Here is a 25,877-nt window from a genome sequence, read left to right on the forward strand (position 1 = left end):
GCGAAGAGGCCGGCACAGGCCACCCCTACTCCCGCAAGGTCATGCCATTGGCCGGCAACGGCAACGCCGTCTTGTAGCGCACCTGCTTCAGGGCAAAACTTGAACGAATATTGGCCACGCCCGGCAAGCGCGTCAGGTAATCGAGAAACCGCTCCAGCGCCTGGATGCTCGGCAGCAGCACCCGCAACAGGTAATCCGGGTCCCCGGTCATCAGGTAGCACTCCATCACCTCGGGCCGCTCGGCGATCTCTTCTTCAAAGCGGTGCAACGACTGCTCCACCTGTTTTTCCAGGCTGACATGGATAAACACATTCACATCCAGCCCCAGCACCTCAGGCGACAGCAAGGTCACCTGCTGGCGGATCACTCCCAGCTCTTCCATGGCCCGCACCCGGTTGAAACAAGGCGTGGGCGACAGATTCACCGAGCGTGCCAGCTCGGCATTGGTGATGCGGGCGTTCTCTTGCAGGCTGTTGAGAATGCCGATATCAGTACGATCGAGTTTGCGCATAAGACAAAATCACCGGTTTTTTGTGTTTATGCGGAATGTTTATCTGCCTCGCTCGGCAAAGGCAATCAACTTGAGAGAAAAATTCTCCTGCCGGGCCACTAAGATGTAGGTGACGCTGACTTACCAGTCACAAGCCGGTACTCAGCGGCGGCCGCTTCAGAGCTCACAAAAACAAATACCCGAGCGAGCGTAAAAAGCATGAACGAGTACGCCCCCCTGCGTTTGCATGTGCCCGAGCCCACCGGCCGGCCAGGCTGCCAGACCGATTTTTCCTACCTGCGCCTCAACGATGCAGGTCAAGCCCGTAAACCCGCTATCGATGTCGATGCTGCCGACACTGCCGACCTGTCCTACAGCCTGGTCCGCGTGCTCGACGAGCAAGGCGATGCGCAAGGCCCCTGGGCCGAAGACATCGACCCACAGGTCCTTCGTCAAGGCATGCGCGCCATGCTCAAGACGCGGATCTTCGACAGCCGCATGGTGGTCGCCCAGCGCCAGAAGAAGATGTCCTTCTACATGCAAAGCCTGGGCGAAGAAGCCATCGGCAGTGGCCAGGCGCTGGCGCTGAACCGCACCGACATGTGCTTCCCGACCTACCGCCAGCAAAGCATCCTGATGGCCCGCGACGTGTCGCTGGTCGAGATGATCTGCCAACTGCTGTCCAACGAGCGCGACCCCCTCAAGGGCCGCCAGTTGCCGATCATGTACTCGGTGCGCGAAGCCGGCTTCTTCACCATCAGCGGCAACCTGGCGACCCAGTTCGTACAGGCGGTCGGCTGGGCCATGGCATCGGCGATCAAGGGCGATACCAAGATCGCCTCGGCATGGATTGGTGACGGCGCTACTGCCGAGTCGGACTTCCACACCGCCCTCACCTTTGCCCACGTATACCGCGCCCCGGTCATCCTCAACGTGGTCAACAACCAGTGGGCCATTTCCACCTTCCAGGCGATCGCCGGTGGCGAGTCGACCACCTTTGCCGGCCGTGGCGTGGGTTGCGGTATTGCTTCGCTGCGGGTTGACGGCAACGACTTCGTCGCCGTGTACGCCGCCTCGCGCTGGGCGGCCGAGCGCGCCCGCCGCGGCCTGGGCCCAAGCCTGATCGAGTGGGTTACTTACCGTGCCGGCCCGCACTCGACGTCGGACGACCCCTCCAAGTACCGCCCTGCCGACGACTGGAGCCACTTCCCGCTGGGTGACCCGATCGCCCGCCTGAAGCAGCACCTGATCAAGATCGGCCACTGGTCCGAGGAAGAACACCAGGCCGTCACGGCCGAGCTCGAAGCTGCGGTGATTGCCGCACAGAAAGAAGCCGAGCAGTACGGCACCCTGGCCAACGGGCACATCCCGAGCGCCGCCTCGATGTTCGAGGATGTGTACAAGGAGATGCCCGAACACCTGCGCCGTCAACGCCAGGAACTGGGGGTTTGAGATGAACGACCACAACAACAGCATCAACCCGGAAACCGCCATGGCCACCACTACCATGACCATGATCCAGGCCCTGCGCTCGGCCATGGATGTCATGCTTGAGCGCGACGACAATGTGGTGGTGTACGGCCAGGACGTCGGTTACTTCGGCGGCGTGTTCCGCTGCACCGAAGGCCTGCAGAACAAGTACGGCAAATCGCGCGTGTTCGACGCGCCCATCTCCGAGAGCGGCATCGTCGGTACCGCCGTGGGCATGGGTGCCTATGGCCTGCGCCCGGTGGTGGAGATCCAGTTCGCCGACTACTTCTACCCGGCCTCCGACCAGATCGTCTCCGAGCTGGCACGCCTGCGTTACCGTTCGGCCGGCGAATTCATTGCCCCGCTGACCCTGCGCATGCCTTGCGGCGGCGGCATCTATGGCGGCCAGACTCACAGCCAGAGCCCGGAAGCGATGTTCACCCAGGTGTGCGGCCTGCGCACCGTGATGCCGTCCAACCCTTATGACGCCAAAGGCCTGTTGATTGCCTCGATCGAATGCGACGACCCGGTAATTTTCCTGGAGCCCAAACGCCTGTACAACGGCCCGTTCGATGGCCACCACGACCGCCCGGTAACACCGTGGTCGAAGCATCCGCACAGCGCCGTGCCCGACGGCTATTACACCGTACCGCTGGACAAGGCCGCCATTACCCGCCCTGGCAATGACGTGACCGTGCTGACCTACGGCACCACGGTGTACGTGGCCCAGGTGGCCGCCGAAGAAAGCGGCGTCGATGCCGAAGTGATCGACCTGCGCAGCCTGTGGCCGCTGGACCTGGATACCATCGTCGAGTCGGTGAAGAAGACCGGCCGTTGCGTGGTGGTGCACGAGGCCACCCGCACCTGCGGCTTCGGTGCCGAGCTGGTGTCGCTGGTGCAGGAGCACTGCTTCCACCACCTGGAGGCGCCGATCGAACGCGTCACCGGCTGGGACACCCCCTACCCTCACGCACAGGAATGGGCTTACTTCCCCGGCCCTTCGCGGGTAGGTGCGGCACTGAAAAAGGTCATGGAGGTCTGAATGGGCACGCACGTCATCAAGATGCCGGACATTGGCGAAGGCATCGCGCAGGTCGAGTTGGTGGAATGGTTCGTCAAAGTCGGCGACATCATCGCCGAGGACCAGGTGGTGGCCGACGTCATGACCGACAAGGCCACCGTGGAAATCCCCTCGCCGGTCAGCGGCAAGGTGTTGGCCCTGGGTGGCCAGCCCGGGGAAGTGATGGCGGTCGGTAGCGAACTGATCCGCATCGAAGTGGAAGGCAGCGGCAACCATGTGGATGTGCCTCAGCCAAAACCGGTAGAGGCCCCGGCTGCCCCCATTGCAGCCAAGCCGGAACCGCAGAAAGACGTAAAACCCGCCGCGTACCAGGCGCCCGCCAACCACGACGCTGCGCCCATCGTGCCGCGCCAGCCGGGCGACAAGCCACTGGCCTCGCCGGCCGTGCGCAAACGCGCCCTGGACGCCGGTATCGAACTGCGTTATGTGCATGGTAGCGGCCCGGCCGGGCGCATTCTGCACGAAGACCTCGACGCCTTCATGAGCAAGCCGCAAAGCAATGCCGGGCAAGCACCTGATGGTTATGCCAAGCGCACCGACAGCGAGCAGGTGCCGGTGATCGGCCTGCGCCGCAAGATCGCCCAGCGCATGCAGGACGCCAAACGCCGGGTCGCGCACTTCAGTTATGTCGAGGAAATCGACGTCACCGCCCTGGAAGCCCTGCGCCAGCAACTCAACAGCAAGCACGGCGACAGCCGCGGCAAGCTGACCTTGCTGCCATTCCTCGTGCGCGCCCTGGTGGTGGCGCTGCGTGACTTCCCGCAGATCAACGCGACCTACGACGACGAAGCGCAGATCATCACCCGCCATGGCGCGGTGCATGTGGGTATTGCCACCCAAGGTGACAACGGCCTGATGGTACCCGTGCTTCGCCACGCCGAAGCGGGCAGCCTGTGGGCCAATGCCGGCGAGATTTCTCGCCTGGCCAACGCTGCACGTAACAACAAGGCCAGCCGTGAAGAGCTGTCCGGCTCGACCATCACCCTGACCAGCCTTGGCGCCTTGGGTGGCATTGTCAGCACGCCCGTGGTCAACACCCCGGAAGTGGCAATCGTCGGGGTCAACCGCATGGTCGAACGGCCAGTGGTGATCGACGGCCAGATCGTCGTGCGCAAGATGATGAACCTGTCCAGCTCGTTCGACCACCGCGTGGTCGATGGCATGGACGCCGCCCTGTTCATCCAGGCCGTGCGTGGCCTGCTCGAACAACCCGCCTGCCTGTTCGTGGAGTGAGCATGCAACAGATTATCCAGACAACCCTGTTGATCATCGGCGGCGGCCCTGGCGGCTATGTAGCAGCCATCCGCGCCGGGCAACTGGGCATTCCTACCGTACTGGTGGAAGGCCAGGCACTGGGCGGCACCTGCCTGAACATCGGCTGCATCCCGTCCAAGGCGCTGATCCACGTGGCCGAGCAGTTTCACCAGGCCTCGCGCTTTACCGAACCCTCGCCGCTGGGCATCAGCGTGGCTTCGCCGCGCCTGGACATCGGCCAGAGCGTCACCTGGAAGGACGGCATTGTCGACCGTCTGACCACCGGTGTTGCCGCCCTGCTGAAAAAGCACGGGGTGAAAGTGGTGCATGGCTGGGCCAAGGTACTGGACGGCAAGCAGGTCGAGGTCGATGGCCAGCGTATCCAGTGCGAGCATCTGTTGCTGGCGACCGGTTCCAGCAGTGTCGAACTGCCTATGCTGCCGCTGGGTGGCCCGGTGATTTCCTCGACCGAAGCCCTGGCGCCGAAAACCCTGCCGCAACACCTGGTAGTGGTCGGCGGTGGCTATATTGGCCTGGAGCTGGGCATTGCCTATCGCAAGCTGGGTGCACAGGTGAGCGTGGTGGAAGCGCGTGAGCGCATCCTGCCGACCTACGACAGCGAATTGACCGTCCCGGTGGCCGAGTCGCTTAAGAAACTGGGCATAGCGTTGCACCTGGGCCACAGCGTCGAGGGCTACGAAAATGGCTGCCTGCTGGCCAGCGACGGCAAGGGTGGGCAACTGCGTCTTGAGGCCGATCAGGTACTGGTGGCCGTGGGCCGCCGGCCACGCACCAAGGGCTTCAACCTGGAGTGCCTGGACCTGAAGATGAACGGCGCCGCCATTGCCATCGACGAGCGCTGTCACACCAGCATGCACAACGTCTGGGCCATCGGCGACGTCGCTGGCGAACCGATGCTGGCGCACCGGGCCATGGCCCAGGGCGAGATGGTCGCCGAAATCATCGCCGGCAAGGCCCGACGCTTCGAGCCGGCAGCGATTGCCGCCGTGTGCTTTACCGACCCGGAAGTGGTGGTGGTCGGCAAGACCCCGGAACAAGCCAGCCAGCAGGGCCTGGACTGCATCGTCGCGCAGTTCCCGTTTGCCGCCAACGGCCGGGCCATGAGCCTGGAATCGAAAAGCGGTTTTGTGCGCGTGGTGGCGCGGCGCGACAACCACTTGATCCTGGGCTGGCAGGCGGTTGGCGTGGCGGTTTCCGAACTGTCCACCGCGTTTGCCCAATCGCTGGAGATGGGCGCGCGCCTGGAAGATGTGGCCGGCACCATTCATGCCCACCCAACGCTGGGTGAAGCGGTACAGGAAGCCGCACTGCGCGCCCTGGGCCACGCCTTGCATATCTGACACTGAAGCGGCCGAGGCCGATTTGGCCCGCTGCGCCGAGAGGCGCTGCGGGTCTTTTTTCATTCAGGCCATCTAAGCCTTCAGAAAACCGCACGCTCTTTGATGGGCTAGTGTGGTGTTTTGCAAATACGGCCAATAACTCGCGAGCGATTTTTGCGCTCAGGCAAGGCGTCGCGACGAGTCGTAGCCCAGCTACGGCGAGGAGCGACAACGCCGCATGAGCGCAAAAAGCGCCGCGAGTTATGGTCGTTATTTGTGAAACACCACACTAGCTACTCGGCAATTGCGTTCTTGCCTGTACCCTTGGCCCTGTAGAGTGCCTTGTCGGCACGCGCCAGCAGCGCGTGCTGGTCCTCCCCTTCCCGCCATTGCACCACGCCATAGCTCATGGTCAGCCTGCAATCACCCACCGGCTCCACCTGCTCCAGCACCTGACGCAAGCGCGCCGCCACATCCAGCGCCTCCCCCAGCGCGGTCTGCGGCAGCACGATGACGAACTCGTCGCCGCCCCAGCGCGCCAGCAGGTCCAGTTCGCGCAAGCAGGTGCGCAGGCTTTCGGCCACCCGGACCAGCGCCGCATCGCCACGGGCGTGACCGTAGCGGTCGTTGATCGGCTTGAAATCATCCATGTCCATCGCAATCAGCGACAACGGCTGACGGAAGCGCTGGGCGCGCTGGCACTCCAGCTGCAACGCACTCTCCAGTCGGTAACGGTTGGCGACACGGGTCAACGCATCGCGTTCGGCCAATTCACGGTTTTCGTCCAGTTGCCGCTGCAACTGCTGGTTCACCCAGGACAACTCACGGGTGCGTTCGGCCACCTGAAACTCCAGCGACTGGTTCTTCTGTTCCAGTTGAGACACCAAACGCTTGCCAGCGTCGATATTGCGGTGCGCACCCAGCATGCGCGCTACGGAACCGTCCTCGTTATGCGCGATGATGTAGCCGCTGTCTTCGATCCAGATGTAGCTGCCGTCCTGACAACGGCAACGGTATTCAATGCGGTAGCGCTCGTTGCGGTGATTGATATAGGCCTCGAAATGGGCCATTACCCGTGGGTAGTCTTCGGGATGGATCACGCTTTCCCAGGTAAATACCGAGTTGGCCATGGAGTGGCTGGCATAGCCCAGCATGCTGTACCAGCCCGGGTTGCGATAAACGTAACCGGTATTGGCATTCCAGTCCCAGATGCCATCGCTGATCAAATCGAACAAGGTGTGCAACTGCTGTTCACTGAAGCCGGCAGGTACCGGCCTGGTGTCTTGACTCATGGACGCTCTCCCTGATGCCCAGCAACTGCGCTCCGATCAAGGGGCTGCCGACAGTGGTGTTGATTGCCGCGAGCGGCAAGATGATGCCTATCACGGGCAAGCATATGCCCACCCGAGTGCAACCGAAATAGCGCCAACGCCCTGATTTCGACCGGCACAGCGCTGGCATGGCTTTTGCGCTTGGTACCTGCCAACGAGATTTCCAAGGAGGAAACATGATAATCGCCCCAAACGGCGTCAGCTGGCAGCCCACACTCCACCAGCCTCGGTACACCAGCGATGAGCAGACAGTGGCCCAGATTGCACCGCTGCGCACGCCAATAACCACCGCCAACACGGCGAGCCAACAACAGAGCGGGGGCAGTACCGCTCAGCAAAACGCTGAGGATGCTCGTGCAGAAGCCTTTGCCAAATTCAAGGTGATGCTGCAAAACCTGGGTTCTGCGACCACCGAGCCGGTCATCGGAGAACCACTGCCGCCCAAGACTGCCCGGCAGGAGTTTCAAGACTTCATGTCCAAGTCGCCCGGCGAGATGATCAAGGAAAAACTGCTGCGTGAAATAGGCCTGACCGAAGAAGAGTACGACGCCCTGCCGCCAGAATTGAAAGCAAAGGTCGACGAGTTGATCGCCCAGCGCATGAAAGATGACATCGAGCGCAAGATCGAGGAGAAAGCGCAAGAGCAGATCGCCAAAGTGGACGGCGGCCTGGATGAAGAGCAACAAGCGGCACGCCCGGTATGAGGGGGTGGCAGCGGCCGGTAAGGAGAGCGCCGCGGATCGTCCAAGGCGCCCCAGCCTGAACGGTTTGAAGACGTCCGGTGGCGTCGATGTTCAGGTGGTGCATGGCTTCGTCAACTGCACCACTACCGGCGCCATGACCGGTCTCAGGAAAAATAGGCAGGATGTTGTGCAGAGAATTCGTTTGAGGTCCTTGGCCTTATTGTCCAGGGTGGCAGGCTGGTAGCTATTTGCCACGCGTGGACGCAGGCGCATGACGATGCCTGCGTAGGGGAACGATGCCGGATCCCCCCTAAAATAAGAGAGGACAAGGAAATGCAATCACACGGTTTGAAGCAAAGCCTCAAGCAGCGGCATATCACCATGATCGCCCTGGGTGGGGTGATCGGTGCAGGGCTGTTCATGGGCTCGGGCTCACTGATCGCATCGGCAGGGCCCGCGGCCATACTGTCGTATTTCATTGGTGGCCTGGTGGTCACCCTGGTCATGTTCATGCTGGGTGAAATGGCCTGCCGCAACCCGGATGCAGGGTCGTTCTCGACCTACGCCAACACCTACCTCGGCGACTGGGCAGGGTTTGCGGTCGGCTGGCTGTACTGGTTCAAGTCGATGATGACCATCACCCTGGAAGCGGTATTGCTGGGCGCCATCCTGCATGACTTCCTGCCCTGGCTACCGATCTGGGCAGGCGCCTTCCTGATGCTGGTGACACTCATGGCCAGCAACGCCTACTCGGTGCGTTCGTTTGCCGAAGTAGAGTATTGGCTGGCCGCGATGAAGGTCGCCACCATCCTCATCTTCATGCTGCTGGGCGTCTCGATCCTGCTCGGCCTGCACAGTGAGATTCCCGCCCCCGGCCTGATCAACCTCACCGCCCATGACGGCTTCATGCCCAACGGCCTGTCACCGGTGATGGCCGGCGTTATCGTGGTGATTTTCTCCCTGGGGGGCAGCGAAATTGCCGCCGTGGCCGCGGGTGAGTCAGAGAACCCGCGACAAAACGTGATCCGCGCGATCAAGAGCGTGATCCTGCGGGTGATGCTGTTCTACGTAGGTTCTGTGTCGATCCTGATCCTTTGCCTGCCCTGGACCGACAAGGCCAACCTGGCCTCGCCCTATGTTTCGCTGTTCAGCCTGGCCGGGTTCGGTGGTGCGGCAGTGGCCATGAAACTGGTGCTGTTCGTCTCGTTCATGTCGGTGATGAACTCGTTCATGTTCTCCAACTCGCGCATGCTGTTCTCGCTGAGCCAGCGCGGTCACGCGCCCAAGCTCTTCTCGCGCACCAGTGCCAAGGGCGTACCGATCAATGCACTGCTGCTGAGCCTGTCGATCTGCACGATGATCCTGACCGTGCACTTTGTCAGTGGCGGCGACTTGTTCATGACCTTGGCCAAGAGTACCGGCAGCCTGGTCATGGTCGTATGGATCTTCATCATCATCGCCCACGTGGCCATGCGCATGAAAACCCGCCACGAAGCGGTCGCCCCAAACGCCTTCCGTGCCTGGCTGTTCCCCTATACCAATATCATTGCGCTGTTCGCCTTGCTGGCAGTCATCGGCACCCAGGCGTTCGACCCGGCATCGCGTTTCCAGTTCTGGTTCACGGTGCTGACGGTACTGCTGGTGGTGGCGGGGTACTTCCTGATGCGCCACCGGCTGGCATCTAGCGCGGCGTTAGCCCACGAAGGTGATGCATGACAGCGCTGGCCAAGCGCAGATGCTGTCAACAGCAGCACGGCGGCAACGAAGACGACGGAGACAATCATGGGAATGACGAGAATGGCGTCCCAGGCAGGAATTGAACCTGCAACCTTCCCCTTAGGAGGGGGATGCTCTATCCAATTGAGCTACTGAGACGCTACGACCGGCAGCGAGCGCTGCACAGCGGGATGGCCAGCATGTTAACCAGCATGCTGGCGTTTGTCATGCCTGAACTGGGCTTTTTCGCGTAATCCTTTTCTGCGGCTGCTATCCCCGCGGTAGCACGCCCTGATCGCGAAGCAGCGAAACGAATGCGGCGACCGCCGCCTCCAGTGTGGAAGAATTATCCAGCACATGCACCGACGGGTCGGCTGCAGCTTGCAAGCGTGCGCTGCGCGCCAGGCGCTGCTCCACTTCTTCTGCGGTTTCCCGGCCCCGGGCCAGCAAGCGCTGGCGCAGCACCTCAGGCTTGACCTCGACCAACACGGCCAACAAATCCGGATAGCGCTGACGGGCCTCTGGCAGATAAGCCCGCGAGCCATTCACCAGCACCGCCCTCCCCGCCGCCAACCACTGGTCCACCTGCCGGGGTATGCCATAGTCCAGACCATTGGCCCGCCAGTGCATGGCAAACGCACCCTGCGCACGCAAGGTATCAAACTGCTCAGGCGTGACCCCTTGGGCAGCTTCGCCTTTGGCTTCGGCCGAACGGGTGATGACCCGGCGGGCAATTTCTACCCCGGCGGCGGCCAGTTGCTCACGCGAAGCGTCGATCAGGGAATCTTTCCCGGAACCCGACGGCCCAACCAGAAATATCAACCGGCCCGTCCCTGATCGGCGGTCGCTTGCGTCATGTTGCATAGCCACTATGCTCTATGGAGGGAACCGGCGCATTCTAGGGCTTTTCCGGGCATTTTTCTGCGTTTTACCGATTGTTGACGGCAAAAGACTGACGGCCAGGCTAGCCAGAGCATGTAAAACTTTTCAAACCAGTGCTCATTTCTGATAATTGGTACTGGCATAAAGCCTTTATCCGGATCACTATTTGTCACATAATTGACGCCAAGCAAACGGCGACCTTGAGGCAAGATGAGCATCCATTTTTCACTGGCGGTTGAACATTTTGTCGTCGCCACGGTCGTACTTCCATCCCGTGCGGCCAATTTGAGAACCGCTTCCCCTGAACCAAACTCTGGTCAATTTATATGCGCCCAATGAAACAGGCTATTTATTCGAGCCGCACTGCTGACAAGTTCGTCGTCCGCCTGCCAGACGGAATGCGTGAGCGCATTGCCGAGGTAGCGCGCAACCACCACCGCAGCATGAACTCCGAGATCATTGCACGCCTGGAACAGAGCCTTATCCAGGAAGGTGCGCTGGGTGACGAACTGAGCATGCGCCTGGACAGCCCTGAACTGTCCCTGCATGAGCGCGAGTTGCTGCAGCGTTTCCGCCAACTGTCCCACCGCCAGCAGAACGCTCTGGTCGCCCTCATCGCTCACGATGTGGAAATGGCCGCAGACGCCTCCTGAGGGCTGCAGCGAATACGAAAAAGCCAGCGTAAGCTGGCTTTTTTGTGGGCGTCTGACTGGCAGCAAGGCCACTACCCTGCGGAATTGTTCCCACAGGGCGGATCGGCTTACAACAGGAACAGCGTGGCCAGCCCAAGGAAGATGAAGAAACCACCGCTGTCGGTCACAGCAGTGATCATCACGCTCGCCCCCATCGCAGGGTCGCGCCCCAGGCGGGCCAATGTCATCGGGATCAGCACGCCCATCAGCGCCGCCAATAACAAGTTCAAGGTCATCGCCGCGGTCATCACCACCCCCAGCGACCAGCTGCCATATAGCCAGAAAGCCACCGCACCAATCACGCCGCCCCAAACCAGGCCGTTGATCAGCGACACCGCCAATTCCTTGCGCATCAAGCGACTGGTATTGCCTGGCGACACTTGGTCCAGGGCCATGGCGCGGACGATCATGGTGATGGTCTGGTTACCAGAGTTGCCACCAATACCCGCAACGATCGGCATCAACGCAGCCAACGCCACCAGCTTTTCAATCGAACCTTCGAACAACCCGATCACTCGCGAAGCAACGAACGCGGTAATCAGATTGATGGCCAGCCACGCCCAACGGTTGCGGAACGAACGCCAGACCGAGGCGAAAATATCTTCCTCTTCACGCAGACCCGCCATGTTGAGGACTTCGCTCTCGCTTTCCTCGCGGATCAGGTCAACCATTTCGTCGATGGTCAGACGGCCGATCAGGCGTTCGCTCTTGTCCACCACTGGGGCGGATACCAGGTCATAACGCTCGAAAGCCTGCGCTGCATCGTAGGCATCTTCCTCGGGCTGGAAGGAGACAGGGTCGGTCGCCATGACCTCCGCCACCTTCTTCTCCGGGTCGTTGACCAGCAGGCGCTTGATCGGCAACACCCCCTTGAGGATGCCGTCGTAATCGACCACGAACAATTTGTCGGTGTGGTTCGGCAATTCTTTCAGGCGGCGCAGGTAGCGAAGCACCACTTCCAGGCTGACGTCTTCGCGGATGGTGACCATCTCGAAGTCCATCAGCGCACCGACCTGCTCCTCGTCATAGCTCAGCGCCGAACGCACCCGCTCGCGCTGCTGGGCATCGAGGGTTTCCATCAGCTCGTGAACAACGTCACGCGGCAGCTCTGGGGCGAGGTCGGCCAGTTCGTCGGCGTCCATCTCCTTGGCGGCAGCCAGCAGCTCGTGATCGTCCATGTCGGCGATCAGCGATTGGCGAACCGAATCGGAAACTTCCAGCAGGATGTCGCCATCGCGCTCCGAGCGCACCAACTGCCAGACCGTCAGGCGATCTTCCAGGGGCAAGGCTTCGAGGATGTAGGCGATGTCGGCGGGGTGCAGGTCATCGAGCTTGCGCTGCAGCTCGACGAGGTTCTGGCGGTGGACCAGGTTTTCTACCAGGTCGTTGTGCGCGCCTTCCTGGCGATGGGTCAGGTCTTCGACCATGCGCTGACGATGCAGCAGTTCGACCACCTGGGCCAGGCGATCCTGCAGGCTTTCTTGCGCTTTTTTAACTTCTACTTCGGTCATAGGCGAACTCCACTCCCAGCAGCGGAGCACGCCGAGGGAATCAATCGGTCAGATCTTTCTGTATGAATCGTGTTAGCGAGTAACTACTGGGTAAGTCCATGGTGGTTTTCCACAAGCCCCGGCGGGGCTGACGGGCGCAATCATACACTGCTAAAGCTGTCAGATCGCTTAAATTTTTGGCCAGAACAATCGTTTGCGTGATAAAGCTGGGACAACGCTCGAAGCTATCAGTGCGACGGTTGTTTTGGATGAGAAAGCACATTTGATTTTTGAGGCCGCTCAGCGGCGCCAGACTACACCGCAATCATTACAGAAGAGCGTAGATCGACAGGCTCAAGAATTCATTGACGCACAAACAAAAAGCCCGCTCTATTGAGCGGGCTTTCTGATGGGGTGTGGCGGACTCAGCAGGATTCGAACCTGCGACCGCTCGGTTCGTAGCCGAGTACTCTATCCAGCTGAGCTATGAGTCCGTGGTGGTAGTTTTAGACCAGATTACCACTGGTTGACTGAAATGGCTTTGCAAGCAAAACCACTTCAAAAAGTGGCGGACTCAGCAGGATTCGAACCTGCGACCGCTCGGTTCGTAGCCGAGTACTCTATCCAGCTGAGCTATGAGTCCGCGATTGGCAGTTTTAAACCAGATTACCGCTGGCTGACTGAAATGGCTTTGCAAGCAGAACCACTTCAAGAAAGTGGCGGACTCAGCAGGATTCGAACCTGCGACCGCTCGGTTCGTAGCCGAGTACTCTATCCAGCTGAGCTATGAGTCCGCGATTGGCAGTTTTAGACCAGATACCGCTGGTTGATTGAAGCAGCCTTGCAAACAAAGCCACTTCAAAAGTGGCGGACTCAGCAGGATTCGAACCTGCGACCGCTCGGTTCGTAGCCGAGTACTCTATCCAGCTGAGCTATGAGTCCGTGTCTTGCCGCGCATTATAGGTCGCTGAAACATTTTTGCAAGAAGCTTTTCGTTATAAAATAACTACTTAGCGCTCCTACCGTTTACAGCGCCCTACGCAAATAATGGCGGTGAAGGGGGGATTCGAACCCCCGATACCCTTATGAGGTATACTCCCTTAGCAGGGGAGCGCCTTCGGCCACTCGGCCACCTCACCGCAACACGAGGCGAATATTAAAGAACCTCTTTCACCTTTGCAACCCTTTTTTTGAAAAAAACTTCAAAAAAATTAAAGGCTTGGCTCTTCATCCTTCTCCTTCTTGATCCGCAGGTAGATTTCCTCGCGGTGAACTGCCACTTCTTTCGGGGCGCTCACGCCAATACGCACCTGGTTGCCTTTGACGCCAAGCACCGTCACGGTGATCTCGCCGTCTCCAATGATCAGGCTCTCGGCGCACCGACGAGTCAGAATCAACATAGCTTTCTCCTTACGCAAAACATTCAGGGGTAACAGTCTTGGATATCGGGCCCGGGTCGCGGACGACGACCATGGCCCCGGTTACTCGCCGCACAAGGCAGGACAGGACCTGCGCGGCGAGCAGAAACGCGAAGGGCGCGGCAAGCCGCGCCCTTCCAGGCAGCGCCTTACTCGCCCTGTCGGGCAGGAGCATCCAGATCGAACGCGGTATGCAGCGCGCGTACGGCCAGCTCCAGGTACTTCTCTTCGAGCACCACAGAAACCTTGATCTCGGAAGTGGAAATCATCTGGATGTTGATGCTCTCCTTGGCCAGGGCTTCGAACATGCAGCTGGCAACACCGGCATGCGAACGCATGCCGACGCCAACGATCGAGACCTTGGCGATCTTGGTGTCGCCGATCACTTCACGGGCACCGATTTCGCGCGCGGTGTTTTCCAGCACGCTCTGCGCCTTCTCGTACTCGTTGCGGTGCACGGTGAAGGTGAAGTCGGTGGTGTTATCGTGAGCAACGTTCTGCACGATCATGTCGACTTCGATGTTCGAAGCGCTGATCGGGCCGAGGATCTTGAAGGCCACGCCCGGGGTATCCGGCACGCCGCGAATGGTCAGCTTTGCTTCATCACGGTTGAAGGCGATACCGGAAATGATCGGCTGTTCCATGGATTCCTCTTCATCAATGGTAATGAGGGTACCCGGACCCTCCTTGAAGCTGTGCAGCACGCGCAGCGGAACGTTGTACTTGCCGGCGAACTCCACCGAACGGATCTGCAGCACCTTGGAACCGAGGCTGGCCATTTCCAGCATCTCTTCGAAGGTGATCTTCTCCAGACGACGAGCCTGTGGCACGACGCGCGGGTCGGTGGTGTAGACGCCATCGACATCAGTGTAGATCTGGCACTCATCAGCCTTCAGCGCCGCCGCCAGGGCCACGCCGGTGGTATCGGAGCCACCACGCCCCAGGGTAGTGATGCTGCCGTGCTCGTCGACACCCTGGAAGCCTGCAACCACGACCACGCGGCCTTCCTTGAGGTCGGCACGAATCTTCTGGTCGTCGATTTGCAGAATGCGCGCCTTGTTGTGCGAGCTGTCGGTGAGGATACGCACCTGGTTGCCGGTGTAGGACACCGCTGGCACACCACGCTTGATCAAGGCCATGGTCAGCAGGGCAATAGTGACCTGCTCACCCGTCGACACGATCACGTCCAGTTCACGAGGAACCGGCTGATCGGTGATCTGCTTGGCCAGGTCGATCAGGCGATTGGTTTCACCGCTCATGGCCGACAGCACAACCACCAGGTCGTCGCCCGCTTCACGGTGTTTCTTGACCTTTTCGGCTACCTGCTCGATCCGCTCGATGGAACCGACAGAGGTGCCGCCAAATTTCTGTACGATCAACGCCATTTCAATGGTGCCTCAGCCCATACAGGGCCCCAAAAAACAATCCAACATGAAGAGGTGGACGGGAGTGGCCTGTGTGGCCACTAGACCATCCCCCCGTTCATCTCAAAGTCCCTGCTCTGCGAATGGCACGGCCAGCGCCAGGGCCTGGTCCAGGGCAGCGACGTCGACGCCACCACCCTGGGCCATGTCCGGACGGCCACCGCCCTTGCCACCCACCGCCGCAGCGGCTTGTTTCATCAGATCGCCAGCCTTGAGTTGGCTGGAGAGGTCCTTGGTCACGCCGGCCACCAGCACAACCTTGCCCTCATGCTCGCTGCCCAGCAGGATCACTGCGTGGCCGAGCTTGTTCTTCAGCTGATCGACCAGGGCCAGCAGAGCCTTGCCATCCTGCCCATCCAGGCGGGCGGCGAGGACCTTGGCACCCTTGACCTCAACGGCCGCGTTGGAGAGATCGTCCCCGGCGGCGCTGGCGGCCTTGGCCTGCAGCTGTTCCAGCTGCTTCTCCAGCTGGCGGTTGCGCTCAAGCACAGCCGACAGCTTGTCGATCAGGTTGTCGCGGTTACCCTTGACCAGTTGCGCGGCTTCCTTGACCTGCTCTTCGGCAGCGTTCAGGTAGGCCAGCGCAGCGGCACCGGTTACGGCTTCGATACGGCGCACGCCAGAGGCTACGCCGCCTTCGCTGATGATCTTGAACAGGCTGATGTCACCGGTGCGCTTGGCGTGGATACCGCCGCACAATTCCACCGAAAAATCACCGCCCATGCTCAGCACACGCACGGTGTCGCCGTATTTCTCACCGAACAGCGCCATTGCGCCTTTGGCCTTGGCAGTTTCGATGTCGGTCAGTTCGGTTTCAACCGGGGTGTTCTTGCGAATCTCGCGGTTGACGATGTCTTCCAGCTGCTTGATCTGCTCCGGCTTCACCGCTTCGAAGTGGCTGAAGTCGAAACGCAGGCGCTGGCTGTCGACCAGCGAGCCCTTCTGCTGTACGTGCTCGCCCAGTACCTGGCGCAATGCTTCGTGCAGCAGGTGGGTGGCGGAGTGATTCAACGAGGTGGCGTGCTGTACGTCGGCATCGACCTTGGCCTCGACTGGCGAACCGATCAGCAGCGCACCGCTGGCCACCACGCCATGGTGCAGGAAGGCGCCGCCGGTCTTGGTGGTATCACGCACGTCGAAGCGTGCAGCACCCGCCTGCAGGAAGCCGCTGTCACCGACCTGACCACCGGACTCGGCGTAGAACGGCGTGCGGTCGAGCACCACAACGCCCTGCTCGCCTTCACCCAGCTGGTCAACGGATTGGCCGTCCTTGTACAGGGCGATGATCTTGCCCTGGCCCTCGGTGGCGTCGTAACCGAGGAACTCGGTGGCGCTGTCGACCTTGACCAGGCTGTTGTAATCCATGCCGAAGGCGCTGGCGGAGCGGGCGCGCTCACGCTGGGCGTCCATTTCACGCTCGAAGCCGGCTTCGTCGATGGTCAGCTCACGCTCACGAGCGATGTCGGCAGTCAGGTCCATCGGGAAGCCATAGGTGTCGTACAGCTTGAACACCACGTCGCCCGGTACCACGTCGCCTTTCAGCTGGGCCAGGTCTTGCTCGAGGATACGCAGGCCCTGTTCCAGGGTCTTGGCGAACTGCTCTTCTTCGGCCTTGAGCACGCGCTCGATGTGCGCTTGCTGGCTCTTCAGCTCCGGGAAGGCTTCGCCCATTTCAGCGGCCAGTGCGGCAACGATCTGGTAGAAGAAGCTGCCCTTGGCGCCCAGCTTGTTGCCGTGACGGCAAGCGCGGCGAATGATGCGGCGCAGCACGTAGCCACGGCCTTCGTTGGACGGCAGCACGCCGTCGGCAATCAGGAAGCCGCACGAACGGATGTGGTCGGCGACCACTTTCAGCGAGGCCTGGCCGTCATTGCTGCAACCGATGGCCTTGGCTGCGGCAGCCAGCAGGTTCTGGAACAGGTCGATCTCGTAGTTCGAATGCACGTGCTGCAGCACGGCGCTGACACGCTCCAGGCCCATGCCAGTGTCCACCGACGGCGCTGGCAGCGGGTGCAACACACCGTCGGCAGTGCGGTTGAACTGCATGAAGACGTTGTTCCAGATCTCGATGTAGCGGTCACCGTCTTCTTCTGGCGAGCCAGGTGGGCCACCCCAGATATCCGGGCCGTGATCGTAGAAGATCTCGGTGCACGGGCCGCACGGGCCGGTATCGCCCATGGTCCAGAAGTTGTCGGAGGCGTACGGGGCGCCCTTGTTATCGCCAATGCGCACCATGCGCTCGGCCGGCACGCCGACTTCCTTGGTCCAGATGTCGTAGGCTTCGTCGTCGGTGGCGTAGACGGTGACCCAGAGCTTTTCCTTGGGCAGGTTCAGCCACTGCTCAGACGTCAGGAAGGTCCAGGCGAAGGTAATGGCGTCGCGCTTGAAATAGTCGCCGAAGCTGAAGTTGCCCAGCATTTCGAAGAAGGTATGGTGACGCGCGGTGTAACCGACGTTTTCCAGGTCGTTGTGCTTGCCACCGGCACGCACGCACTTCTGGCTGCTGACAGCACGCGTGTAGGCGCGCTTCTCCGCACCGAGGAAGCAGTCCTTGAACTGGTTCATGCCTGCGTTGGTGAACAGCAGGGTCGGGTCGTTGTTCGGGATCAGCGAACTGGAGGCGACTCGGGTATGTCCCTGCTCTTCGAAGAAGCGAAGGAAGGCTTCACGGATTTCTGCGCTTTTCATAGGTTCTTCCACGGAAACGGCGGCCGTTTGGGCTGATACGTCGCATCGACGAAACGACGGCAAAGGGCGCCATTATATCCAGCCTGAACGGCGGATGCAGTGTGTTTATACGCCCGAAACGGTCAATCGCCATGAAATCGTCATCTCGGGCATCAAAGTGGAGGCTATACGGTTCAGCGCCTTGTCACAACGCCCCCCTTCTCATTCACCTTGTCCCTAGATAAGTACCACTCCTCGCCTGCACAACCCTTTAGCTTTAGCCACGGCGACAACTGCCGCCCCCCATTCACAGCAAGCGAGCCTTCTCATGCACCCCAACCCCGTCTATTTCATTTCTGGCAGGACCAGCGGTTTTCAACAGCGGGCAGACACGTCCATCGATGGCCAAGCCGTTCATCGTTTCTACGAATACCGGGACGACAAAATAGACGTCCTTCTGGAACAGGTATGGTTCGATCAGGGCCAGATCCCGGGCAAGCACCACATGGTGATTCAGACCCATTCCTCGGCAGTCGATATCGACATTTCCCTCTACGATTGCCACCTGAAAGCCACAGTCGGCAACAAGAGGTTCGTCCTCGCACCTACGCAAAGACAGACCCTCATCATCAGAACGGCAAAGGGTGAGGCCAACGTCCGCGTGGCGGAGGAAGTGAAGACGCCCGTGATCATCCAGGCCGCAGAGGGCCGTGCGCACATCACCACCGGCGGCGGCATCACCGAGGTCTTCACCGGCAGTGGCAATGCACAGATCAACGTGGGCCCGGGGCTGACATTCATCAAGCGCGGCTCGGCGAGCCGCGGTATGGGCGGTCATATCCTGGGAGTCGACGGCTATATTCTGGTCGACGACCCACATGAATCAGTCATCTATGCTCGCAACCAGGCGGGTGACGCCCGCTTCGAGCAGCCACTCTCCGCCCCGCTCACCGCACTCGCCAGCAATACACTCGACATACGAGGCAGCGACACCTTCAAACAGGCCGTCCACAACCACCTGGTTTTTCTTTGCCACACACATTGCGGCCAGCAACTTCTGACACAGCTGGCAAAACGGTCGTGGATAAGGGTTACCGAAACACCTCTAGCCACCCGTTTCGACGTCTACACCTCAGACCCGACCGACAACGACCATTACCTGCGACGAGACAGTAAACTGGAGTGGGTGGCCGGCTTGCCTGCCGAGGGCGGAGACCTGGCACTCAACCTGACTCGCTCGGGCAGCGACAATTTGCCGCTGCTCGACTTTTACCGTTGCTTGTGCGAGGCGTATAGCGCCTTCAACGGTACGACGGTACCTGGGCACAGTTCAATCAGCACTCTCGATCGCAGGCAGATCCAGGTCGACAATGCTCACCTGCAAGCAATTGGCCTGCCGAGCGGCCTTCTGTACGATTTCGACAATAACCCCGACACGGCGCCAACCGACACCAACCCATCACCCTTCAACGAAAACGCGCTGCGAATGGAGCTGGGCCTGCCAGTGCGCACTTACTACTGAGCGAGCCCATGTGGCGCGCCGGAACGCGCGCCACCTCCCCCATCACCCCAGCCGCTGCCCCGAATCCGGCACAATGAGAATCCCCGCGCGCAAGCCGTTCTTCACCTTGGGGTTGGGGAAGATGATGCGCGCCCCCTCCTCCTCGACCACCCAGCGCATCTCGGCCAGGTCTTCAGCCAGCAGGTAACCCTTGCTCAGCTCGGAGAAGTTTTCGATGTCCGCCGGCAAGTGCAGGTGAAAACTGTCGCTGTGCTTGATGATTTCGCGGGAAACACTGAACAGCTGCAGGCCATCCAGCGAACTTTCGCCCTCTGGCTCGGTAGCCTCGATGATGCGGATCAGCCGCTCTTCGAGCTTGTCGAGGTTGACCTGGTCGTTCTGGCCGAACGGACGGGCCTTGCCCAGCTCGAGGGTGAAGGCTTCCGCATCCAGCTGTTCGTAGGTGAACGCGCTGAAGGTGATGGACGACTTGCTTTGCAGCAGCACCGCTTCCATACCTGCCGCCGCCAGGCGCGCCAGTTCGCGACGGGAATGCTTGCGCCCCTCTTTATAAGGGTACAAGGCGAATTGCTCGATCTTCGAACCACGGATGGCAGTATGCAGGTCGTAATGCAGGCGGTTGCGCCCCGGCTTGCTGAAGAACACCCGGGCGAACTGTTCCAGCTCGGCGGCACGCAATGCTTCGAAGCCGCTGGACAGCTCATGGCGGCCATTGAACAAGCGGTTGATGTCCTGTTCGATAAAGCGCTCGCCCTTGCGGATCGCCGCCGGGTTTGCGAACAGGAACAGCACCCGTGCCCTGGGTTTGATCTTGCCGTTGGCCACGCCGTGCAGCAGCCGCTCGAGCAATTCGATCGGCGCTGTTTCGTTGCCATGAATGCCGGCGGACAACAGCAAGTCCAGCCCGCAATCTTCGCTTTCAGCCGGACGCACTTCAAGCGCGCCCTCTCCCAGCCACCGCAAACGCGCGCCCTTGGGTGTCACTTGGGTCTTCTCGGCCGGTTCGTGATCGGTGAGGGTCAGCTCAAGCAATTTGCCAAGGGCGAGCATAGGTACTTCCTTAGTGGTGGTGGCCGCAGTCAGGGCCATGAACGTGATCGTCGTCTTCGCCAAGTTCTGCCGGTTCCATTTCCAGCTGCAGGCTGACCAGGTTGGTGGCCATCGGGCGCAGCAGCAAGTTGGCATACTCGGTGTCGTCTTCCTCGACATCCACGCCGATCAGCAGTTGGCCACGGCCGTCCTGCTGAATCCACACTTCCTTGCCTTGCCAGACCACAGCAAAGCGGGTGCAGGAAGTTTCCAGCTGGGTGCCGTCTTCATCTTCGAGGATCAGGCGCAAGGCGTCGGTCATTACAGAGTCTCTCTTCAAGGTTGGCGTTGGAACGGATACACCGAGCCCAACTTCAGGATCTGGGTCAATTCGTCCAGTGCCGTACGGCATTCCACCAGCAGTTGCGGGTCAGCCAGGTCTGCTTCGCCAAGGCGATCGCGGTAGTGCCTGTCGACCCACTGCAGCAGCGTGTCATACAGCGAGGCCGTCATGATAACGCCTTGGTTGACCGCCGCCAGCTCCGCTTCCTTCAAAGCCACGCGCAAACGCAGGCAGGCCGGGCCGCCGCCGTTTTGCATGCTTTGCTTGAGGTCGAACACCTTGACCTCCTTCACCGGGCCTCCCTGGCTGGTCAGCTGGCCCAGATAGTCCCAGACCCGCTCGTTGTTGCGGCACTCTTCCGGCACGACCAACAGCATGGAACCATCGTCGCGGCTGAGCAGCTGGCTGTTGAACAGGTAGGATCGCACCGCGTCCTCCACCGCCACCGCTGCCCTGGGCACGCAGATGGCCTGGAAGTTGCCACCCTTGCTGGCCAGTTTAGCTCGCAGCTGCCCAAGTACCCCGTCGGTATCGAGAAACGCGTCCTCGTGGTAGAACAGCACCTCGCCGTTACCTACCGAAATCACATCATTGTGGAACACACCCTGGTCGATCACCGCCGGGTTCTGTTGAGCGTAGACCACACCGTCATCGCTCAGGCCGTGCAGCCGGGCCACAGCCTGAGAGGCCTCCAGGGTTTGCCGGGCCGGGTACTTCTGTGGCGCCGGGTAACGGCTGTCGAAGGCGCTGCGGCCGTAGACAAAGAACTCCACGCCAGCCTCGCCATAGGCGCGGCAGAAGCGCGTGTGGTTGGCCGCGCCCTCGTCACCGAACTGTGCCACGGCAGGCAGCGCTGCGTGGTGGGCAAAGTGTTTCTCGTTGCTGAACATGGCGCCCAGCACGCGGCTGGTGGTCGGGTGCTCGATGCTGCGGTGATATTTGCAGTTGAGGTTGGCGGCGGTGAAGTGCACACGACCGTCAGCAGTGTCGGCACTGGGGCTGACTGTCGCGGCGTTGGCCACCCACATGCTCGAGGCCGAGCAACTGGCCACCAGCAACGGCATGGCCTCGCGGGCGGCACGCTGGATAACTTCGGCATCGCTACCACTGAACCCCAGGCGGCGCAGCGCCGCCACGTCCGGGCGCTCTTGTGGCGCCAGAACTCCCTGCTTGAAGCCCATGTCGGCCAGCGCTTTCATTTTCGCCAGGCCCTGGCGCGCTGCCTCACGCGGGTTGGACGCCTGCTGGCTGTTGCTCTGCGAAGCCACGTTACCGTAAGACAGGCCGCCATAGTTGTGGGTAGGCCCCACCAGGCCATCAAAATTCACTTCATAGGATTTCATCGGCTAGGCTCCGTGACCTGTTGTTATAGGGTGACGCCCGGCGTCAGGGTCGCCGGCAAGGCAAGGCTGGCGGTCTCCAGCGAAGCCACGGGGTAAGCGCAGTAGTCGGCCGCGTAATAGGCACTGGCGCGATGGTTGCCACTGGCACCCACACCACCGAACGGCGCGCTGCTGGCAGCCCCCGTCAGCTGTTTGTTCCAGTTGACGATGCCAGCGCGACTGCGCAGCCAGAAGTACTGGTAGCGGGCTCGCGAATCAGACAATAACCCGGCGGCCAAGCCATACTGGGTGTTGTTGGCTTCATCGATGGCAGCATCGAAGTCGGCGTAGCGGATCACCTGCAGCAGCGGGCCGAAAAACTCTTCGTCCGGGCGGTCAGCCACGGCGGTGACATCGACAATACCCGGGGTCAGCAGTGCAGCATCGGCCTGTGGCTGAGTCATTTCCAGCAGTTTCACGCCACCTTTGGCGGCCAGTTCAACCTGGGCGGCAAGCAGCGCCCGAGCCGCCGGCAGCGAAATCACCGAACCCATGAAAGGCGCCGGCTGTTCATCGAACGCCCCCACCGTGATGGTTTTGCACACCTCGACCAGGCGCGCGATCAGCGCATCACCCCAGGCGCCTTGCGGTACCAGCAGGCGCCGCGCGCAGGTGCAGCGTTGGCCGGCGGAAATGAACGCCGACTGGATAATGGTATACACCGCCGCATCGAGGTCCTTGACCTCGTCCACCACGAGCGGGTTGTTACCCCCCATTTCCAGGGCCAGGATCTTGTCTGGGCGCCCTGCGAACTGTTGATGCAGCAGGTTGCCGGTGCGGCTGGAGCCGGTAAAGAACAGGCCATCGATACCTGGGTTGGCGGCCAGCGCCACACCGGTTTCACGTGCGCCCTGCACCAGGTTCAGCACACCCGCCGGCAGGCCGGCAGCAATCCAGCAGTTGACGGTAAGCTCAGCGACCTTGGGGGTCAGCTCGCTGGGCTTGAACACCACGCAGTTGCCTGCCAGCAGCGCCGGCACGATATGGCCATTGGGCAGGTGCCCGGGGAAATTGTAAGGGCCGAACACCGCCACGACGCCGTGAGGCTTGTGCCGCAGAACAGCCGTGGCATCGGCCAGCGGACCACTCTTTTCGCCGGTGCGCTCGCGGTAGCTCTGTACTGAAATCGCCACCTTGTTGATCATGCTGGTGACTTCAGTCGCAGATTCCCACAGCGGCTTCCCGGTTTCCTCGCCAATGCACTGGGCCATCGCCTCGGCATGCACTTTCAGCTGCGCGGCAAACTTCTCCAGCACATCGATACGTGCCTCCAGGCTCAATTGCGCCCAGGCCGGAAAGGCCTGCCGCGCGGCCTGCACGGCAGCGTCGACCTGGCTGGCGTCAGCGCCCTGCCCTTGCCAGATCACGGCCTGGGTCACCGGGTTAAGCGACTGCAGGGTTTCGCCCTGGCCGGTCTGCCAATTGCCTGCGATGTAATGCGTGGTCATTTACTGGGCCTCCCGGCTGGCCGACAGCGGCACCGCGCGGACATTGTCGCCGACGCCCATGCGCAGGCGCTTGGCGGTCAACGGGTCGACCACCAGGGTGCCGGCGGCCAACCGTGCAGGTGCAGCAGTGATGCGGCAATCGTCGCGCTTGCGGTTGTGGATGATGAAAGGGGTCGCGTCATCGCCTGGCGTACCTACCGCCAGCACCAGGGTCTGGCTCTCGCGCACGGCGCGGATCTTGGCAGTGTCACACTCGATGGCCGGGCCGGCATCGAAGATGTCGACGTAGCCCTGGTAGTTGAAGCCCTCCTGCTTGAGCATGGCCAGCGCCGGCTCGGTGTCTTTGTGCACACGGCCGATCACGTTGCGCGCCGCCTCGGACAGGAAGCAGGTGTACAGCGGGAACTTGGGCATCAGCTCGGCGATGAACGACTTGTTGCCCACACCAGTGAGGTAGTCGGCCTGGCTGAACTCCATCTTGAAGAAATGCCGGCCCAGGCTTTCCCAGAACGGCGAACGGCCCTGCTCGTCAGACATGCCGCGCATTTCGGCAATGATCTTCTTGCCGAACAGCTCCGGGAACTCGGCAATGAACAGCATGCGCGCGCGTGACAGCAGGCGGCCATTGAGGCCGGAGCGATGGTCGCTGCGCAGGAACAGCGAGCACAGCTCGGAGTTGCCGGTCAGGTCGTTGGCCAGGAACAGCGTCGGGATTTCGCGGTAGATCTTCAGCTCCTGCGAGGCGCTGACAGTCAGGCCGACCCGATAGTTGTACCAGGGCTCACGCAGGCCGACGGCGCCGGCGATGGCACTGATGCCCACCACCAGACCTTCGTCGTTTTCCAGCACGAACAGGTAATCGGTGTCGCCACGCTCAGCTTCGCCACGAAAGCTTTTTTCCGCCCAACCAACGCGATGCCCCAGGCGCTCTTCGTTGGCCGGCAGCGTGGTCAGCCCGGTGGTGCCGGTGCTGCGTGCCAATTCGATCAACGCAGGCAAATCGCTGCTGCGTACAGGACGAACGATCATGCTATCTCCTTGTGCGGCGGCATCGGCCGGCGCGAAACTCTGCTAACGCATCAACCCCGAAACGTCTGTTGCCAGACCTCAAACCGCGACCAGGCGCACGCTGGCGCCCTCGCCCACGCCCAGCGCGTCGGCTGCTGCCACGCTCAGGCTGACCGGCTTGCCAGGCACCCAGTCCAGGTCCAGCAACACCGCGCGGTAGTCCTGCAACAGGCCGTTGCACACCAGGTACGGGCGACCGCCTTTGGCCGGGGCCTCTTCGATCTTCACCGGCACCACCCGGCTCTGGGCGATCGAGCGGATGCCAGAGGTGCGCGCATGCAGGGTCGGGCCGCCGTCGAAGATGTCGATGTAGTGCTCGGTCTCGAAGCCTTCGCGCATGAGTATGTCGAAGGTGATCTGCGCCCGCGGATGTACCTGGCCCATGGCTTCCTGCGCCAGGTCTGGCAACAACGGCACATAGATCGGGTAATGCGGCATCAGCTCGGCGAGAAAGGTACGGCTCTTCAGGCCGCACAGGCGCTCGGCGTCGGCATAGTTGAGGTCGAAGAAGTTGCGGCCAATGGCATCCCAGAACGGCGATTCACCCTGCTCGTCGCTGAAGCCGACGATTTCGGTCACCACCGAATCGGCAAAGCGCTCCGGGTGCGCAGCCATGAACAGCAGCCGGCCGCGCGAGTTGAGCTCGGCCCAGCCACTGTTCACCAGCTCAGGCGCCACATAGAAGCTGGTCAGCAGGCTGTTGCCGGTCAGATCATGGCACAGCGACAGCACATGGATCTTGTTGTGTATCTTCAGCTCGCGTGAGGCGTGCACGAATGTTTCGTTACGAAAACTGTAGAACGGCTCAGAGTAGCCGGCCGAAGCGACGATGGCCGAGCAGCCGGCCAACTTGCCTGTTTCGCTGTCTTCAAGCACGAAAAAGTAACTCTCTTCACCGTTGAAGCTGACCTCGGCGGCGAAGGATGTCTCAGAGGCGGCAATCTTGTCGCCCAGACGAGCAGTGTCGTCCGGCAGCGAGGTGACACCAATGGGGCTGTCTGCAGCCATGCGCTGCACGTCGTTCAGATCAGCCATTTGCGCGGGGCGCATCACCAGCATGGTGTCACTCCTTTGGAATACGGGCCATTCACGTCGGCACGGAAAAACGGCAGGCACCCAGGCACCTGCACTGGAATCGGGTATCGCC

23 protein-coding genes and 6 tRNA genes are annotated in these 25,877 nt (G+C 61.2%); 9 read left to right on the top strand and 20 right to left on the bottom strand.

What is annotated here, in order from left to right:
* Positions 1-25 precede the first annotated feature (25 nt).
* Complete coding sequence (gene bkdR, locus ACF8FG_RS20220) at positions 26-511, bottom strand: Bkd operon transcriptional regulator BkdR (RefSeq protein ID WP_003254485.1); 486 nt, start codon at positions 509-511, stop codon at positions 26-28.
* A 198-nt stretch (positions 512-709) separates the two neighbouring features.
* Here bkdR and ACF8FG_RS20225 point away from each other — a divergent pair, with 198 nt between their 5' ends.
* Genes ACF8FG_RS20225 through lpdA form a run of 4 tightly spaced genes read left to right on the top strand, consistent with a single transcriptional unit; the run spans position 710 to position 5,656 of the window.
* The gene (locus ACF8FG_RS20225; protein WP_014590116.1) at positions 710-1,942 is read left to right on the top strand and encodes a 3-methyl-2-oxobutanoate dehydrogenase (2-methylpropanoyl-transferring) subunit alpha; all 1,233 of its coding nucleotides are present in this window, start codon (positions 710-712) and stop codon (positions 1,940-1,942) included.
* A 1-nt stretch (position 1,943) separates the two neighbouring features.
* Positions 1,944-3,002: an alpha-ketoacid dehydrogenase subunit beta gene (locus ACF8FG_RS20230; RefSeq protein WP_012051588.1), complete on the top strand. Its 1,059-nt coding sequence runs from the start codon at positions 1,944-1,946 to the stop codon at positions 3,000-3,002.
* Positions 3,003-4,274, top strand: a complete 1,272-nt coding sequence (locus ACF8FG_RS20235; RefSeq protein ID WP_019438370.1) for a dihydrolipoamide acetyltransferase family protein — start codon at positions 3,003-3,005, stop codon at positions 4,272-4,274.
* A gap of 2 nt (positions 4,275-4,276) precedes the next feature.
* Positions 4,277-5,656 (top strand): dihydrolipoyl dehydrogenase, encoded by a 1,380-nt coding sequence (lpdA, locus tag ACF8FG_RS20240; RefSeq protein WP_144180639.1) that lies wholly within the window; start codon positions 4,277-4,279, stop codon positions 5,654-5,656.
* A 272-nt stretch (positions 5,657-5,928) separates the two neighbouring features.
* Here the strand turns inward: lpdA and ACF8FG_RS20245 are convergent, their stop codons facing one another.
* Positions 5,929-6,927 (bottom strand): diguanylate cyclase, encoded by a 999-nt coding sequence (locus ACF8FG_RS20245; RefSeq protein ID WP_010955114.1) that lies wholly within the window; start codon positions 6,925-6,927, stop codon positions 5,929-5,931.
* Between the two features lie 215 nt (positions 6,928-7,142).
* Between ACF8FG_RS20245 and ACF8FG_RS20250 the strand changes: the two genes are divergently transcribed.
* Together ACF8FG_RS20250 and ACF8FG_RS20255 are read left to right on the top strand one after the other, a co-directional pair.
* Entirely contained in the window at positions 7,143-7,670 is a 528-nt protein-coding gene (locus ACF8FG_RS20250) for a hypothetical protein (protein ID WP_144180641.1), read from the top strand.
* A 312-nt stretch (positions 7,671-7,982) separates the two neighbouring features.
* On the top strand, positions 7,983-9,365 hold the full coding sequence (locus ACF8FG_RS20255) for an amino acid permease (protein ID WP_019438365.1): 1,383 nt from the start codon (positions 7,983-7,985) through the stop codon (positions 9,363-9,365).
* 82 nt (positions 9,366-9,447) lie between these two features.
* Here ACF8FG_RS20255 and ACF8FG_RS20260 read toward each other — a convergent pair.
* The 3 genes from ACF8FG_RS20260 to ACF8FG_RS20270 all read right to left on the bottom strand — a co-directional run bounded on the left by ACF8FG_RS20260 (position 9,448) and on the right by ACF8FG_RS20270 (position 10,504).
* Positions 9,448-9,524 (bottom strand) — tRNA-Arg (locus ACF8FG_RS20260).
* 111 nt (positions 9,525-9,635) lie between these two features.
* Positions 9,636-10,229 carry a phosphonate metabolism protein/1,5-bisphosphokinase (PRPP-forming) PhnN gene (gene phnN / locus ACF8FG_RS20265; RefSeq protein WP_019438364.1) on the bottom strand — a complete coding sequence of 198 codons (594 nt, stop codon included), beginning with the start codon at positions 10,227-10,229 and terminating at the stop codon, positions 9,636-9,638.
* 5 nt (positions 10,230-10,234) lie between these two features.
* On the bottom strand, positions 10,235-10,504 hold the full coding sequence (locus ACF8FG_RS20270; RefSeq protein WP_134697902.1) for a hypothetical protein: 270 nt from the start codon (positions 10,502-10,504) through the stop codon (positions 10,235-10,237).
* Between the two features lie 69 nt (positions 10,505-10,573).
* Here ACF8FG_RS20270 and ACF8FG_RS20275 point away from each other — a divergent pair, with 69 nt between their 5' ends.
* On the top strand, positions 10,574-10,900 hold the full coding sequence (locus ACF8FG_RS20275; protein ID WP_003254499.1) for an Arc family DNA-binding protein: 327 nt from the start codon (positions 10,574-10,576) through the stop codon (positions 10,898-10,900).
* Between the two features lie 107 nt (positions 10,901-11,007).
* Here the strand turns inward: ACF8FG_RS20275 and mgtE are convergent, their stop codons facing one another.
* Complete coding sequence (gene mgtE, locus ACF8FG_RS20280) at positions 11,008-12,450, bottom strand: magnesium transporter (protein WP_014590109.1); 1,443 nt, start codon at positions 12,448-12,450, stop codon at positions 11,008-11,010.
* Positions 12,451-12,643: 193 nt separating this feature from the next.
* Here mgtE and ACF8FG_RS20285 point away from each other — a divergent pair, with 193 nt between their 5' ends.
* On the top strand, positions 12,644-12,826 hold the full coding sequence (locus ACF8FG_RS20285) for a hypothetical protein (protein WP_178097132.1): 183 nt from the start codon (positions 12,644-12,646) through the stop codon (positions 12,824-12,826).
* Between the two features lie 20 nt (positions 12,827-12,846).
* Here ACF8FG_RS20285 and ACF8FG_RS20290 read toward each other — a convergent pair.
* The 8 genes from ACF8FG_RS20290 to alaS form a co-directional block, all read right to left on the bottom strand.
* Positions 12,847-12,923 (bottom strand) — tRNA-Arg (locus tag ACF8FG_RS20290).
* A gap of 72 nt (positions 12,924-12,995) precedes the next feature.
* Positions 12,996-13,072 (bottom strand) — tRNA-Arg (locus ACF8FG_RS20295).
* A gap of 74 nt (positions 13,073-13,146) precedes the next feature.
* Positions 13,147-13,223: transfer RNA gene (locus tag ACF8FG_RS20300), tRNA-Arg, on the bottom strand.
* 71 nt (positions 13,224-13,294) lie between these two features.
* Positions 13,295-13,371 (bottom strand) — tRNA-Arg (locus ACF8FG_RS20305).
* A 106-nt stretch (positions 13,372-13,477) separates the two neighbouring features.
* Positions 13,478-13,568 (bottom strand) — tRNA-Ser (locus ACF8FG_RS20310).
* Positions 13,569-13,640: 72 nt separating this feature from the next.
* On the bottom strand, positions 13,641-13,829 hold the full coding sequence (csrA, locus tag ACF8FG_RS20315; RefSeq protein ID WP_003254503.1) for a carbon storage regulator CsrA: 189 nt from the start codon (positions 13,827-13,829) through the stop codon (positions 13,641-13,643).
* A 167-nt stretch (positions 13,830-13,996) separates the two neighbouring features.
* Entirely contained in the window at positions 13,997-15,232 is a 1,236-nt protein-coding gene (locus ACF8FG_RS20320) for an aspartate kinase (protein ID WP_003254504.1), read from the bottom strand.
* Between the two features lie 102 nt (positions 15,233-15,334).
* Positions 15,335-17,959 carry an alanine--tRNA ligase gene (alaS, locus tag ACF8FG_RS20325; RefSeq protein WP_014590108.1) on the bottom strand — a complete coding sequence of 875 codons (2,625 nt, stop codon included), beginning with the start codon at positions 17,957-17,959 and terminating at the stop codon, positions 15,335-15,337.
* Between the two features lie 307 nt (positions 17,960-18,266).
* Between alaS and ACF8FG_RS20330 the strand changes: the two genes are divergently transcribed.
* Positions 18,267-19,460 carry a M91 family zinc metallopeptidase gene (locus tag ACF8FG_RS20330; RefSeq protein ID WP_144180643.1) on the top strand — a complete coding sequence of 398 codons (1,194 nt, stop codon included), beginning with the start codon at positions 18,267-18,269 and terminating at the stop codon, positions 19,458-19,460.
* 42 nt (positions 19,461-19,502) lie between these two features.
* On the opposite strand, the gene astE is transcribed toward ACF8FG_RS20330, so the two are convergent.
* The 6 genes from astE to aruF all read right to left on the bottom strand — a co-directional run bounded on the left by astE (position 19,503) and on the right by aruF (position 25,789).
* Positions 19,503-20,510 (bottom strand): succinylglutamate desuccinylase, encoded by a 1,008-nt coding sequence (astE, locus tag ACF8FG_RS20335; protein ID WP_392519161.1) that lies wholly within the window; start codon positions 20,508-20,510, stop codon positions 19,503-19,505.
* Between the two features lie 10 nt (positions 20,511-20,520).
* The gene (locus tag ACF8FG_RS20340; RefSeq protein ID WP_003254508.1) at positions 20,521-20,811 is read right to left on the bottom strand and encodes a topoisomerase II; all 291 of its coding nucleotides are present in this window, start codon (positions 20,809-20,811) and stop codon (positions 20,521-20,523) included.
* Between the two features lie 14 nt (positions 20,812-20,825).
* Positions 20,826-22,175 (bottom strand): N-succinylarginine dihydrolase, encoded by a 1,350-nt coding sequence (gene astB, locus ACF8FG_RS20345; RefSeq protein ID WP_019438362.1) that lies wholly within the window; start codon positions 22,173-22,175, stop codon positions 20,826-20,828.
* Positions 22,176-22,198: 23 nt separating this feature from the next.
* A complete protein-coding gene (gene astD / locus ACF8FG_RS20350; RefSeq protein WP_019438361.1) occupies positions 22,199-23,662 on the bottom strand; it encodes a succinylglutamate-semialdehyde dehydrogenase in 1,464 nt (487 codons plus the stop codon).
* Positions 23,663-24,691, bottom strand: a complete 1,029-nt coding sequence (gene astA, locus ACF8FG_RS20355) for an arginine N-succinyltransferase (RefSeq protein ID WP_014590103.1) — start codon at positions 24,689-24,691, stop codon at positions 23,663-23,665.
* 78 nt (positions 24,692-24,769) lie between these two features.
* On the bottom strand, positions 24,770-25,789 hold the full coding sequence (aruF, locus tag ACF8FG_RS20360) for an arginine/ornithine succinyltransferase subunit alpha (protein ID WP_012051578.1): 1,020 nt from the start codon (positions 25,787-25,789) through the stop codon (positions 24,770-24,772).
* Positions 25,790-25,877 lie beyond the last annotated feature (88 nt).

This window comes from Pseudomonas sp. YQ_6 (assembly GCF_043103245.1).
GTDB classification, from domain to species: Bacteria; Pseudomonadota; Gammaproteobacteria; order Pseudomonadales; family Pseudomonadaceae; genus Aquipseudomonas; species Aquipseudomonas alloputida.

Coding starts and splice junctions, on each gene's coding strand:
- bkdR (WP_003254485.1), bottom strand. CDS start 511: ATGCGCAAACTCGATCGTACTGATATCGGCATTCTCAACAGCCTGCAA.
- ACF8FG_RS20225 (WP_014590116.1), top strand. CDS start 710: ATGAACGAGTACGCCCCCCTGCGTTTGCATGTGCCCGAGCCCACCGGC.
- ACF8FG_RS20230 (WP_012051588.1), top strand. CDS start 1,944: ATGAACGACCACAACAACAGCATCAACCCGGAAACCGCCATGGCCACC.
- ACF8FG_RS20235 (WP_019438370.1), top strand. CDS start 3,003: ATGGGCACGCACGTCATCAAGATGCCGGACATTGGCGAAGGCATCGCG.
- lpdA (WP_144180639.1), top strand. CDS start 4,277: ATGCAACAGATTATCCAGACAACCCTGTTGATCATCGGCGGCGGCCCT.
- ACF8FG_RS20245 (WP_010955114.1), bottom strand. CDS start 6,927: ATGAGTCAAGACACCAGGCCGGTACCTGCCGGCTTCAGTGAACAGCAG.
- ACF8FG_RS20250 (WP_144180641.1), top strand. CDS start 7,143: ATGATAATCGCCCCAAACGGCGTCAGCTGGCAGCCCACACTCCACCAG.
- ACF8FG_RS20255 (WP_019438365.1), top strand. CDS start 7,983: ATGCAATCACACGGTTTGAAGCAAAGCCTCAAGCAGCGGCATATCACC.
- phnN (WP_019438364.1), bottom strand. CDS start 10,229: ATGCAACATGACGCAAGCGACCGCCGATCAGGGACGGGCCGGTTGATA.
- ACF8FG_RS20275 (WP_003254499.1), top strand. CDS start 10,574: ATGCGCCCAATGAAACAGGCTATTTATTCGAGCCGCACTGCTGACAAG.
- mgtE (WP_014590109.1), bottom strand. CDS start 12,450: ATGACCGAAGTAGAAGTTAAAAAAGCGCAAGAAAGCCTGCAGGATCGC.
- csrA (WP_003254503.1), bottom strand. CDS start 13,829: ATGTTGATTCTGACTCGTCGGTGCGCCGAGAGCCTGATCATTGGAGAC.
- ACF8FG_RS20320 (WP_003254504.1), bottom strand. CDS start 15,232: ATGGCGTTGATCGTACAGAAATTTGGCGGCACCTCTGTCGGTTCCATC.
- alaS (WP_014590108.1), bottom strand. CDS start 17,959: ATGAAAAGCGCAGAAATCCGTGAAGCCTTCCTTCGCTTCTTCGAAGAG.
- ACF8FG_RS20330 (WP_144180643.1), top strand. CDS start 18,267: ATGCACCCCAACCCCGTCTATTTCATTTCTGGCAGGACCAGCGGTTTT.
- astE (WP_392519161.1), bottom strand. CDS start 20,510: ATGCTCGCCCTTGGCAAATTGCTTGAGCTGACCCTCACCGATCACGAA.
- ACF8FG_RS20340 (WP_003254508.1), bottom strand. CDS start 20,811: ATGACCGACGCCTTGCGCCTGATCCTCGAAGATGAAGACGGCACCCAG.
- astB (WP_019438362.1), bottom strand. CDS start 22,175: ATGAAATCCTATGAAGTGAATTTTGATGGCCTGGTGGGGCCTACCCAC.
- astD (WP_019438361.1), bottom strand. CDS start 23,662: ATGACCACGCATTACATCGCAGGCAATTGGCAGACCGGCCAGGGCGAA.
- astA (WP_014590103.1), bottom strand. CDS start 24,691: ATGATCGTTCGTCCTGTACGCAGCAGCGATTTGCCTGCGTTGATCGAA.
- aruF (WP_012051578.1), bottom strand. CDS start 25,789: ATGCTGGTGATGCGCCCCGCGCAAATGGCTGATCTGAACGACGTGCAG.